Raw genomic sequence first — 13,287 nt, 5'->3', positions numbered from 1 at the left:
CACCTCAGGTTTACAAAAATATTTATTTATCCTCTTAATATGTGAGGGTAAATATTATAAAATCAATGTGGCTTGCGTAAATATAAAGCCCAATAAGGTAGCGCTACAGCTAAACCACCTAAAATATTCCCTATTGTAACTGGGATTAAATTGTTAAATACAAAATGCAATACAGTTAGTTCTTTAAAGGCATCTGGTGATGCGCCAACTGCTTGCCAAAATTCAGGAGAAGCAAAATTGTTAATGACAATTCCCATTGGGATCATGAACATATTTGCAATGCTATGCTCAAAGCCACTAGCAACAAACATGGCGACAGGTAATATCATAATGAGCATTTTATCGAGTAAACTACGGCCTGCATAACTCATCCAAGCAGCCAAGCAAACCATTAAATTAGCGAGAAAACCAAGACAGACTGCTTCAATAAAAGTATGATGCAACTTATGATCTGCAGTTTGCAATACATTTAATCCCCATAAGCCATTAGCTACCATATACTGACCAGAAAACCAAATAACTGCTACAAACAGTATAGCACCAATAAAGTTACCAATATAGACCAATATCCAATTACGGATCATTTTCATAAAGCCAACTTTATGGGTCATTTTAGGTAAAATGGTTAATACTGTTGAAGTAAATAAGTCAGAACCACAACAGACAACCAGCATCAGTCCTAATGAAAAACAGATACCGCCCACCAATTTTGCTAAACCAAAAGCAACGGTTGCAGTTCCGGTTGTTACGGTAATATAAAACACGAAAGCAATAGAGATAAAAACGCCTGCAAGAATCGCAGATAAAATTGTGCTACATGGGTGTTTGTTTACTTTATAACTACCGATTTCTTCGGCAATTTTGGTCATTTGTGCAGGAGAATAGCTATCCACAAGTTTATCGGTACTCAAACTAACATCCTTAAAAAAACTAGGGTTTTATGAAACGCATAGTATACTCAAAATTTGAAGCAGATCACGTTTTTTTATTAAAAAATTTTAAAACCACAAAAAAATGCTGTTTATTAAATAAGTTGCTAGTAATGAAAAGAGTAATATAAGCTTTCTGGAAAAATTTATTCACGCTTAGTATGCGAATATCACTCTGTCGTTGACATATTCCGATAACAGATAAATAGTAATAATGACCTTTGGGTCTGTAAAAGATTGGTGTGTTTTCCTATAAAAAATATAGATATATAATTAATTTTATTTATTTTTATACTTTAGCATTTTTAAATAAATAAAATTTTTACTTAGTTTATGGATTAAAGTGCAAAAACACTGAGTTGTTTACACATTATGATTAAATAATCCTTTAAAAAAGGATAAGGCTTTTTACCAAAAATTGCTTAATCTTTTGTTTTTTAACTTTTGAATTATTAAATATTGGCTGATTATGTTGTATAATCATTTAAGTACATGTCACTCTCTTTCTTCTTTTTCATTCGTTTGTGGTTTGTGAGTAGACGGTTGAGTGAATTTTGATTCCCACAGATAAATATCACAGGTTTTAACAAATTAATACTTGCACGTCCAACCTGCATAAATATTCAATATTTACTACTTAAAAGGACATCATCATACTGTTGTAGTCTGGCTTTTTTAGTACGATATAAATGGTCTAATAACTCAGCTTAAAATATTTCAGCAACTAGTGGCTGTTATTTTTTCTTTGTGTAATTGCCCTTTTCTTTGTCTGTGATTAAGGTGCTAATTTCAATTTTATGTATATTCATTATTGTTGTTTCTTAAATTACTGTAAACAGCGCTAGTAATTCCTATAACTGATGTGTTTTAACAAAAAAACAAAACTCTATAAAATCGCATATTCCTCCTTTTGGCTAACCAAAAGATTATTATTCCTATTTTTTCAAAATTGAATATCTCTTTATCGTTCATAAGTAATGATAAAGAGATATTCAATGTTTGTTACTAGCTTATTTATTATCTAAAATCCTACTAACTTTTATCAGATAATTTCGTGATTCTTGAGAAACATGAGAGGTTACTAATTTTCGATAAACTTGTTGTGGTGTCATCGAATTTATGATGTTGATTGCTTGATTGCGATCGTTAGAAAAAGTACGCAACACGCTACCTGCCCCACCATTATAAGAAGTGATCATAGCGTATCTTAACGAGATTGGGTTATTAATACCAGCTAAGTATTTTGTTTTTAACAATGATAAATAAGCAGTTCCCATATCAACATTATTACGCGGATCGAGCAAAAATTTTCGACTTGGTTCACTTGATTTACCTCGTAATTTAAAAATATCACGACCTGCAGTATGTTGTTGTACTTGCATCAATCCGAGCGCATCAGTGCGACTGACAGCATAAGGGTTAAAGGCTGATTCCACTTCAATAATAGCTAAAATCAATCGCTCATCAATAAAGTAACGATTTGATGCCTCTGTGACGAGTGGTAAGAATTTTCTAGCACGCTGATTAATATGATTTGGAACAAGTTTAATTTCAACATAAGCGATATTATGCGAACCAGACGAACGAGTTTTTGTATTATTGGCAAGTACATAGTCAGCAAAATTATTAGCTCTACCACTCCAACGAATAGGTTGATGTTCTTGGTCTAACACCTGATTGTATAAAAATGGTTCTTCAGACAAATCTTGGCTGATTTTATCATGGCGAATAATATCCACTGGCTCAGGCATAAGTAATGTAGAAACAATCGCTTCCTTTAAGTTATCTATTGGTGATTCAGCCATAGTTTCAATTGTAATCACACCTGAAACAAAGTTAATATGGACACGCGTTTTTAAATTATCTTCGTATTGAACATAGTCTTTAGGGCCGGCAATAAGGACTTCTTTCGGTCCCCAAATTTGTTCAATGTTATTAGCATATTGGCTAATTAAAATATTAAAAGCATTAGTGTCTTTAATATAATAGTCTTCATCCTGTTTTTCTTTGTTTGAATTTGTACTAGGACAACCAGTTAGAAGGCTCACAGCAACGAGTATTGCTATGATCTTTTTATTTTTTTTCATGTGATATCTCAATTTTGTGGTTTATATCCATCAATAACAACATCTTCACCTTCAAATAAAAATTTGATCATTTCAGCTTCAATTTTTTTACGATGTTCTGGATTCATCATATTGAGTTTATTTTCATTAATTAGCATAGTTTGTTTTTTAAGCCATTCCTGCCATGCTTGTTTTGATATTTCATTAAAGATACGTTTTCCAAGCTCCCCTGGATACAGCTGGAAATCTAAACCCTCTGATTCTTTTTTTAAATAATGGCAATAAACAACACGACTCATTTTTATCTCTTTTAGGTACAATTAACAAACAGTGACTGATTATACCTGAAAATAATTATAGATAAGAAGAAAATTATTGCGTAAGTTTTCAAATTGAAATTACCATTAAAAATGAATATTAATTTAAAATATTCGAATAATTATTTGCTTTACACCGTAATTAGTTCGATTAAAATATATAAAATATTTAATGAAATAAATAAGGTTCGAATAATGCAACCAAAAACTTCACGGGAACTATTTGATAAAGTCATTTTACCTGTTTATGCACCCGCTCAGTTTATTCCTGTTAAAGGTCAAGGTAGCCGAGTTTGGGATCAAGATGGTGAAGAATATATTGATTTTGCTGGAGGTATAGCAGTTAATGCACTGGGTCATTGTCATCCAAGGTTAGTAAAAGCACTACATGAACAAAGCGAAAAGTTATGGCATGTAAGCAATGTTTTTACGAATGAACCGGCACTAAATCTTGCGCAGAAGCTTATTGATAACACTTTTGCTGACCGTGTATTTTTTGCAAATTCAGGTGCTGAAGCTAATGAAGCGGCGTTTAAATTAGCTCGTTATTATGCAATACATAAACGCAATCCTTATAAAACTAAAATTATCACCTTTTATCAATCTTTTCATGGACGCACTTTTTTTACTGTATCTGTTGGCGGTCAAGCAAAATATTCTGATGGTTTTGGTCCCAAACCGGCTGATATTATTCACGTTCCTTTTAATGATCTTAATGCCGTTAAAGCGGTAATGGATGACCATACTTGTGCTGTTGTATTAGAGCCAGTACAAGGCGAAGGCGGATTAACGTCAGCAACACCAGAATTTTTACAAGGCGTGCGTGAGTTATGTAATGAACATCAAGCACTACTTGTATTTGATGAAGTACAATGTGGGATGGGGCGAACAGGCAGTTTATATACTTATCAACAATATAATATAAAACCGGATATTTTAACCTCCGCTAAGGCATTAGGGGGAGGATTTCCAATTAGTGCTATGTTAACAACCAATGAAATTGCGTCAGTCATGCATCCTGGCGTGCATGGTACCACTTACGGTGGTAACCCTCTTGCTTGTGCGGTGGGCTGTGAAGCTTTTGATATAATTAACTCCCCTGAAGTACTTGACGGCGTACAAAAACGGCGTGCGCTGTTCATTGAAAAACTCGAAGAAATTAATGATCAATTTAAACTATTCCGCGAATATCGAGGTAAAGGATTGTTATTAGGAGCAGAGTTACAACCCAAATTTCACAATAAAGCGCGCGATTTTTTGAACGTTGCCACTGAGTTTAAGGTGATGATCTTAAATGCTGGTCCAAATGTACTGCGTTTTACACCATCACTGATTATTTCAGATGATGAGATAAAAGAAGGTATGTTGCGATTTGCAAAAGCAGTGGAAAAGGTTGTCAATGCTTAAGTTTTTCTATACAGTAACGGCATTTTAATCAATTAAGTGCCGTTGCATTTAAAGGATACTTATTTATGACCGATTTTCACCCATTAAATTATGCCAAAACTCATTTTATTTTAAGTGCGCCCGATATTTCTCATCTACCTATTGACAGTGGTGTCGAAATTGCTTTTGCGGGTCGCTCTAATGCAGGTAAATCAAGTGCACTAAATACCTTAACCAATCAAAAAGGTCTCGCTAGAACGAGTAAAACCCCAGGGCGAACACAACTTATCAACCTTTTTGAAGTTGAAGAAAATTGCCGTTTAGTTGATTTACCGGGTTATGGTTATGCTCAGGTACCGGAAGCCATAAAGCGAAAATGGCAAAAATCACTGGGCGAATACCTCCAAAAACGCGAAAGCCTAAAAGGACTGGTTGTATTAATGGATATAAGGCACCCTTTAAAAGATTTAGATCAACAGATGATCGAGTGGGCGGTTTCAGTTGATATTCCTGTTATGTTATTACTGACTAAAGCCGATAAACTGGCTTCTGGTGCGCAAAAAAAACAGGTTAACATGGTCAAAGAAGCTATCTTACCTTTTCAGGGGGATATTACTGTTGCGCCTTTTTCATCGCCTAAACGCATTGGACTTGAAGCGCTAAAACAAAAACTAGATGAATGGTTTAGTCAGCAATAAAGGAAATCCTTTAATGGATAGTTCAACATTTTCGTTTCAATCTTTATCGCCGGATCTTATTCTTGATAGCTTATCTTCAATAGGCGTATATGTAGATTCTGGTTTAACCGTATTGAATAGTTATGAAAATCGGGTTTATCAATTTCAAGATGAGGATCGCAAACGTTATGTTGCGAAATTTTATCGCCCTCTTCGCTGGAATAAAAATCAGATTTTGGAAGAACATCAATTTACGCAGCAATTAGCTGATGCTGAAATACCCGTTATTGCGCCATTAACATTTAATAATACCACGCTACACCAGTATCAAGGTTATCTGTTTGCCCTGTTCCCAAGTGTGGGTGGGCGACAATACGAAATGGATAATATAGTACAAATGGAATCGGTGGCTATGTTTCTTGCCCGTATTCATCAAATTGGCGCAAAGCAACTTTTTTTGCATCGCCCAACTATTGGATTAGAAGAATATCTCTATCATCCTCAAGAAATTTTATTATCTTGTCGATTAATTCCTAAGAAATTGCAATCCGATCTTAAAATAACCTTAGCGCAATTAATTAAAACCGTTGAGCAATACTGGCATAACGATTGGCAACCTATTCGACTACATGCCGATTGTCACGCAGGTAATATTTTATGGCGTGATAATGCAATGTTTGTTGATTTTGATGATGCGCGTAATGGCCCTGCTATTCAAGATCTGTGGATGTTGCTTTCTGGCAATCAGCAAGAGCGACGCATACAGCTAGATATGCTAATTGAAATGTATCAAGAGTTTTATGACTTTGATAACCATCAATTACAACTTATTGAACCTTTAAGAGCAATGAGAATGGTTCACCATTTAGCATGGATTTTAGAACGCTGGCAAGATCCTGCTTTTCCTATCGCCTTTCCATGGATAACTGATGATGATTTTTGGCGTCAACAATTAGTTGAATTTGCACAGCAAATTACCACTATAAAATCGCCACCATCATTGATGACAATGTTACAAAATTAAGAAATCAGGTAACAATAAAATTCGTCTTAAATTTTTACAATTTAAGACACTAAAGAGAACCATTTATAATGCAATTAAAAGCAACAACTGTTCTAAATCAGGTTGTTGCAAAACCAATCGCTCTTTTTTTTGCTTAGATAGTTGCTTTATTCGATACTCAATTTTAAGCGCAGTTGACCTCTCACCTACATTAATTTGATAAACAATACTGAGATCTTTATGACCTTTTAAATGTTTAGCACCTTTACCATTTTTATGTTGTTGCAAACGCCTAGCAACATCGGTAGTAATACCTGTGTACAATGATTGCTTTGCTGTTCTAATAATATATAAAAACCATACTGATACGTTGTTTTTCATAAATAATAAAGAATAATCGATTTATCTATTTGTTAATAATAGTATTTTCATCTTATTATCAGTATAACACCGATTTTAGTCACTTTTGTGTAAAGTGGATCGAGTAATGCAAAAGTGATAGCTTCGTTTACTTTAATGGGGATAATGTTTAAGATAGGCGTAATTTTTTATGTATTTTAAGGCAATAAATTTGAATAACTTTGCAAAAATTATTGAAATCCAACGTGGCGATATGAAATTCGCTTATGTACAAAATGATGAAATCAATTATCTAGACCTTTTCGACCAATTTTTGGCGGAAGAAGGACATCATGAATTACTCGATCCTAGCGATAAATTAGAGCGATATACTTATTTAATCAATCATAATAAAAACCAATTTATTTTTAAAATTGATGGCGGTGTTGAACACCGTTTAGAGCGTCGTTTGATCGCAAAAATTACAGGTGATTTTTATTTCAATTTAATTCGTAAACTCGCCAAAATATCGCTTGATAAATGTGATATTGCTTATGAACTTTATTTGGTTGCTTTCGACCGAAAAACAAAGCGTCATTATATGATTTTCAATTTTATTGAAGGACGATCTTTAAAATGGGAAGAAATGAAAGAGTATGGCGAGCAAATAAAAAACTGTATAGAAAAACTACACAGCTATAACCTAGTATCTAATGATGTCCATGGCGGTAATTTTATCTTAACACCTGAAGGAAAAATCAAAGCCATTGATTTAACTAACTCAGGTTTTATTTGGTTAACTAAAGCCAATGACGCAATCGAATTAAAAGAACGTTTTAATATTAAAATTAAGGTTCCTTTTTTTGCCATGGCAATTAAAAAATTTACTCATGGATTTAAACGGTTATCTCGTAAAATCCGTGGTAAAGAAGATTAAACATTTTATCATTGTGAGGAATTAGTTACTCACAATGATAATTAATGCGGGTATCTAACTTACGTTACCAATACATAATCGTTCGATTAATCTATAATTTAATTAAAGTCGTATTCATGATTTTTAAATCTTAGTTAAAGGTAATCATGTTGTCGCTAATGCTATAACTAATTATCTATACCAGCTAAGTATTTTATCAGTTATACCTTAACAACCTCTCGTCATCAAAATAATATTTGTTATGTGTTGAGCAATATTAAACAGGTGAACTAATATATAGTTTCAGTCATAAATGATGGATTGGAAAATACTTATTAGGTCAATAATGAATTAGTTTCCATAAATACTTGTAAAAAAGTTTCAGAAAAGTATGCGTTTGAGTATATTTTTCTAATCTGCTGTTTACTTGGATAATATATTAACGCCATTATCATAAATCATACTCATTTATATGTTACTTATTGAATAACTTATGAATCTAGTTAGATAAAGTTACCTCTATATTTCAATGTATACGCTCAACAACTTACATTAATTACAAAATTAGTTATATAACTTTCTTATTCTTCTGATTTTTGTATCTATAACTATACTTTATGTGTTTAAAATAAATGAGAAGCGCAAGAGGTCGTATTATGAGCATGATGCAACAATTAAAAAAAAACAAACTATATATAGGTTCTTTACCTTTGCCTATTTTTGTTGTTTGTTCAATCATTGTTATTATTGCAGCCCAATTAGATATACTACCCAGAACTTTAATTGGAGGCTTTGCTATTATTTTGCCATTAGGTTGGTTTTTAGGAACGCTTGGTCAAAATATACCATTTTTAAAAAAATTTGGTGCGCCTGCAATATTATCTTTAATTGTTCCATCATTGTTAGTTTACTGTGGTGTTTTTGATGAAAACACATTAACCGCAACCAAAATGTTGATGAAAGAATCTAACTTTCTACTCTTTTACATTGCAAGTTTAGTTTGTGGTAGTATTTTAGGTATGCATCGTGTCATTTTAATACAAGGTTTTATTCGAATGATGATTCCAATGTTTCTTGGTATGTGCCTAGCTGCATTGGTTGGTGTTTCTGTAGCCGTTGCTTTTGGTGACACTTGGGAGCATGCTTTTTTCTATACTATATCACCTGTTATGGCCGGCGGCATTGGCGAAGGTGTATTGCAATTATCTAATGCCTATAGCAATATTCTTAATCAAAACTACGATTCATTTGTTAGTGCATTAATTCCTGCAACTGTCGTAGGTAACTTTTTTGCTATTACCTTTACTGCCATAATGAGCAGAATTGGTGAAGTTAAACCACACTTAAGCGGTCATGGACAATTAGTGAAAATTGAATTTGATGGATTAGCTGATGCTTTAAAAGAAGATAAAACGCCATTGGATGCTAGAGCTATGAGTGGTGCAGTAATGATTTTAGCCACATTATTCATCTTTGGTATGATTTTAGAAAAGATTACTCATTTTCCTGGACCCGTATTAATGATTATTGCCACAGCTGTTGTAAAATATTTCCGTTTACTACCACAAAGCGTAGAGCTTGGCAGTCAGCAATGGTATAAATTTATCTCAGGTAACTTTACTTTTCCACTCATGGCTGGATTAGGATTGTTATATATTGACATAGGTAGTGTTATTAATGTGTTAACTATCCCTTATTTTATTACCATTATTTCTGTCGTGTTTACCGTTTCTATGACAGGTTTTATTTGTAGCTTTTTCTTAAAAATGCATCCAATTGAAGCCTCTATTATCTCATCATGTCAAAGTGGTATGGGGGGAACTGGCGATGTAGCAATACTATCTACGGCAAATAGAATGAACTTAATGCCTTTTGCGCAAGTAGCAACTCGTTTAGGTGGCGCGTTAATGGTTATTTGCACCACCGCATTATTACGCTACCTACATATGTAATAAAAAAGAAATAAGACAATATTTAAAATTAAATGATGTTTTAAAAAATGAGTTATATAAATAATATTAAAAATAATTTGAAAGGAATAAGTATGACAACAGTTCAAGAAAAAGCATTAGCAATTAGTAAAAAAATGCATGGAAAATTAGAAATTAATTCAAAAGTACCTATAAATTCTATGGCAGATCTAAGTATCGCCTATACTCCCGGCGTGGCCGCAGTGTGTACAGAAATAGCTAAAAATCCAGAATCTGTTTACGAATATACAAGTAAACGTAATTTAGTGGCAGTTATCACTGATGGCTCAGCAGTACTAGGACTTGGAAATATTGGTCCTGAGGCGGCTATTCCTGTCATGGAGGGAAAAGCAATATTATTCAAACAATTTGCTGATGTAGATGCAATTCCTCTGTCATTAAATACACAAGATCCTGATGAGCTAGTTAAACATATTGCTGCACTAGCACCTTCTTTTGGAGGTATTAATCTTGAGGATATCAGTGCACCACGATGTTTTGATATTGAAAAACGTTTGCAAGAAATATTAGATATACCGGTATTTCATGACGATCAACATGGTACAGCTATTGTTGTATTGGCGGCATTATACAATGCATTAAAAGTTGCCGGTAAAAAAATTGAGTCAGCCAAAATTGTTATCAATGGTGGCGGTGCTGCTGGCTTAGCTATTGCAGATATGTTATTAGCCGCTGGGGTAACTAATCTAAAAGTAGTTGATAAAATTGGCATCTTATCTGAAGATGATGATTCATTACCACCTCATCATTTAGCTATAGCTAAAAGAACTAATCGAGAAAAACAAAAAGGTACATTAGAAGATGCAGTCAAAGGAGCGGATGTATTTGTTGGCGTTTCAGCACCCGGTGTATTAAAACCTCAATGGGTTTCAACGATGGCAGAAAAATCGATTATTTTTGCCATGGCTAACCCAACACCTGAAATATTCCCTGAACAAGCAAAAGCCGCAGGTGCTTATATTGTTGGCACTGGACGTAGTGATTATCCAAATCAAATTAATAATGTTTTAGCATTTCCTGGTATTTTTAGAGGGGCGTTAGATGCGAGAGCTAAAAATATTACGTTAGCAATGCAATTAGCCGCAGCCAAAGGATTAGCAAGTATTGTAACTGACGATAAATTGTCGGTAGAATGTATATTACCTAATGCATTTGAACCCAATGTTGCCAAAGTAGTGGCTGAAAGTGTAAAAAATGCTGCAAAATAAGTACATTATTTTATTAGTTAAGTTGTATTAATAATAAATCTGCTAATTAACCATTCTATTAGCAGATTTTGTCATTATTTAGGTTAATATAGATTTACAACATTTCTGTCGAAATAACTATTAAATGAAATACCTTTTTAATCGGTTAACACTTAAATTTAAGCTCATCAGCTTGTTCTTTTTAGTTTTTACATTATCAGCCATTGCTGAAAATATATATATTATTCACTTGGTTAATAATGAATATTTACAGGCTTCTCGTCAACGTGTTGAAAATATCGCTACTATTATTTCTTCATCAAATAATACAATAAAAAGCATACAAACTCCCTCTCCTCAAAATTTAGCTCGACTCCAAAATGAAACCGAGCAAACACGGATATTAACGCAAGTTGATTTTGTCGTTGTTTTTAATATGCAAGGTGTGCGGCTTTCTCACCCAGATAAAAATAAAATAGGACAACTTATTGTTGGTGGTGATGAGCACAGAGCATTAAAAGGAGAATCTTACATATCAATAGCTAAAGGAACGCTCGGCAATTCGGTGCGGGCATTCAGCCCTATTTACAATAATAAGCACCAGCAAATTGGTGCCGTATTAGTGGGACAAACACTACAAAAAATTAATCATCTGGCTTCAAGAACAAGTCAATCAATCTGGTTATCTTTGTTCGCATCTTTAGCTGTGGCAGTTATGTTATCTTTATTATTATCACGCAATATAAAAAGAATATTATATGGACTTGAGCCTACCGAAATGGCTCAATTATTTGAAGAAAGAGATGCTATAATAAGAACAGTTAAAGAAGGTATTGTTGTCATAAATCGAGATGGTTCTATTACCCAAATTAATAATGAAGCTAAACGTATCTTACGGATTAATAGCAATAAAGAAGATGTGATTGGAGAACAAATTGCGGATATTATTCCTAATACACGCTTACATGAAGTAATGCTTAGCGGTATTGCTGAATATGATTGCGAACAAAATATAAACGGCGTAGTCATTCTAACAAATCGATCCCCTCTGTTTGTTAATGGTTCATTAGTTGGCGCTATTGCCTCGTTTCGAGATATGACTGAAATACGGCAATTGGCAGAAAATTTAACTGGGGTAAACCGTTATGCCGACGCGTTACGTTCACAATCACATGAATTTAATAACAAACTGCATGTTATTTATGGTTTAGCGTTTAATAATAATAAACAAGAATTAATTGATTATCTTGAAGAAATTATTGGGAATGAACAAGCTGAATCAAAGCTTGTTACTCAAGCAATCAAGGATCCTATTATTTCTGGTTTTTTAAATAGTAAATTTAGCCGAGCTCGAGAACTGGGTGTAAGTTTGTCATTTAATATAGATGGAGAATTAGCACCAATTACGGATATTTCAATTACTCACGCTTTAATCACAATTCTTGGTAATTTAATTGATAATAGTTTAGATGCAGTACAATTTTTAGATAGCAAACAGATGAATGTCAATTTGATGATTACTGATGATACTCTTCAAATTGAGGTCAATGATAATGGTGAAGGTATTTCTGATGAAGATACACAATACATCTTTCAAAAAGGATATTCAACCAAAGGCGATAATCGAGGAATCGGCTTATATTTAGTTTTAGCAAGCATTGATGAACTTAATGGACATATTCAATTATGTGACTTAAGTAATAAAAAAGGAACCTGTTTTAAAGTATTATTACCACTTAAAGCAATCTACAGGGAGAAAGAGATTCATGGTTGATGTTTTAATAGTTGAAGACGATCCGATGGTGGCCGAGCTCAATAAAAAATATGTACAAATGGTGCCTGGTTTTAATTTAATCGCAAATGTCAGTAATGGTGAACAAGCACTACATTGTATTCATGATAATCATATTGATTTAATCCTACTTGACGTATTTATGCCCAAACTCAATGGATTAGAGTTATTACAACATATTCGCATAAGTTACCCAAAAATTGATATTATTATGGTAACTGCCGCTTGCAAAACTAATGAGATCCAAGCCGCCCTGCGCTTAGGTGTGATTGATTATATAGTAAAACCCTTCACTTTTGAGCGTTTACGCACAGCATTAGTTTCCTATCAAGAACGCATACGTTTGTTATCATCATCCAAAATATTAAATCAGCATCAACTAGATGATCGGATTTTTGCCAAACCAACTTATCACAACAAAGGGTTACCTAAAGGTATCGATAATCAAACTCTACAAAAAGTTCGAGAGGTTATTATTCAATATAATCGTGAGTTTTCAATGAGTCATATAGTTGAGTTAATTTCACTATCACGTATATCACTAAAAAAATATCTTGATTACTTAGAAGAACTTGGAGAACTTAAAAGCCATTTGACCTATCTATCTATTGGTAGGCCTGTCAAACGTTATATTTATCAAAATATAAATTATCATCTAACATAAGGCTTGTATATTATAACAAT

12 protein-coding genes are annotated in these 13,287 nt (G+C 33.3%); 8 read left to right on the top strand and 4 right to left on the bottom strand.

The genetic code is table 11. The annotated features are described in order from the left end of the window. Positions 1–62 precede the first annotated feature (62 nt). The 3 genes from focA to BQ5209_RS04080 form a co-directional block, all read right to left on the bottom strand. Positions 63–911: a formate transporter FocA gene (gene focA, locus BQ5209_RS04090; RefSeq protein ID WP_244168439.1), complete on the bottom strand. Its 849-nt coding sequence runs from the start codon at positions 909–911 to the stop codon at positions 63–65. Positions 912–1,939: 1,028 nt separating this feature from the next. After that, the gene (gene mltC, locus BQ5209_RS04085; protein WP_085247283.1) at positions 1,940–3,016 is read right to left on the bottom strand and encodes a membrane-bound lytic murein transglycosylase MltC; all 1,077 of its coding nucleotides are present in this window, start codon (positions 3,014–3,016) and stop codon (positions 1,940–1,942) included. A gap of 8 nt (positions 3,017–3,024) precedes the next feature. Then, positions 3,025–3,294: an oxidative damage protection protein gene (locus tag BQ5209_RS04080; RefSeq protein WP_085247282.1), complete on the bottom strand. Its 270-nt coding sequence runs from the start codon at positions 3,292–3,294 to the stop codon at positions 3,025–3,027. Positions 3,295–3,507: 213 nt separating this feature from the next. Between BQ5209_RS04080 and argD the strand changes: the two genes are divergently transcribed. The 3 genes from argD (at position 3,508) to BQ5209_RS04065 (ending at position 6,399) form a co-directional block, all read left to right on the top strand. Beyond that, a complete protein-coding gene (argD, locus tag BQ5209_RS04075; protein WP_085247281.1) occupies positions 3,508–4,719 on the top strand; it encodes a bifunctional acetylornithine/succinyldiaminopimelate transaminase in 1,212 nt (403 codons plus the stop codon). Between the two features lie 65 nt (positions 4,720–4,784). Next, positions 4,785–5,396 (top strand): ribosome biogenesis GTP-binding protein YihA/YsxC, encoded by a 612-nt coding sequence (gene yihA / locus BQ5209_RS04070; protein WP_085247280.1) that lies wholly within the window; start codon positions 4,785–4,787, stop codon positions 5,394–5,396. 13 nt (positions 5,397–5,409) lie between these two features. Beyond that, a complete protein-coding gene (locus BQ5209_RS04065; RefSeq protein WP_085247431.1) occupies positions 5,410–6,399 on the top strand; it encodes a serine/threonine protein kinase in 990 nt (329 codons plus the stop codon). A gap of 63 nt (positions 6,400–6,462) precedes the next feature. Here the strand turns inward: BQ5209_RS04065 and BQ5209_RS04060 are convergent, their stop codons facing one another. After that, a complete protein-coding gene (locus BQ5209_RS04060) occupies positions 6,463–6,759 on the bottom strand; it encodes a GIY-YIG nuclease family protein (protein WP_085247279.1) in 297 nt (98 codons plus the stop codon). A gap of 190 nt (positions 6,760–6,949) precedes the next feature. Between BQ5209_RS04060 and BQ5209_RS04055 the strand changes: the two genes are divergently transcribed. The 5 genes from BQ5209_RS04055 to BQ5209_RS04035 all read left to right on the top strand — a co-directional run bounded on the left by BQ5209_RS04055 (position 6,950) and on the right by BQ5209_RS04035 (position 13,267). After that, complete coding sequence (locus BQ5209_RS04055; RefSeq protein ID WP_167370307.1) at positions 6,950–7,654, top strand: lipopolysaccharide core heptose(II) kinase RfaY; 705 nt, start codon at positions 6,950–6,952, stop codon at positions 7,652–7,654. Between the two features lie 611 nt (positions 7,655–8,265). Continuing rightward, positions 8,266–9,585 (top strand): 2-hydroxycarboxylate transporter family protein, encoded by a 1,320-nt coding sequence (locus tag BQ5209_RS04050; protein WP_085247277.1) that lies wholly within the window; start codon positions 8,266–8,268, stop codon positions 9,583–9,585. A gap of 86 nt (positions 9,586–9,671) precedes the next feature. After that, complete coding sequence (locus tag BQ5209_RS04045) at positions 9,672–10,832, top strand: NAD(P)-dependent malic enzyme (protein ID WP_370737821.1); 1,161 nt, start codon at positions 9,672–9,674, stop codon at positions 10,830–10,832. Positions 10,833–10,956: 124 nt separating this feature from the next. Next, complete coding sequence (gene dcuS / locus BQ5209_RS04040; protein ID WP_085247275.1) at positions 10,957–12,585, top strand: DcuS/MalK family sensor histidine kinase; 1,629 nt, start codon at positions 10,957–10,959, stop codon at positions 12,583–12,585. After that, entirely contained in the window at positions 12,578–13,267 is a 690-nt protein-coding gene (locus BQ5209_RS04035; protein ID WP_085247274.1) for a response regulator, read from the top strand. The genes dcuS and BQ5209_RS04035 overlap by 8 nt, the downstream gene beginning before the upstream one ends. Positions 13,268–13,287 lie beyond the last annotated feature (20 nt).

The organism is Gilliamella mensalis (genome assembly GCF_900103085.1).
GTDB lineage: Bacteria > Pseudomonadota > Gammaproteobacteria > Enterobacterales > Orbaceae > Gilliamella > Gilliamella mensalis.
The sequence above is the reverse complement of the archived record's forward strand: the minus strand, read 5'-3'. Positions and strand labels throughout refer to the sequence as shown.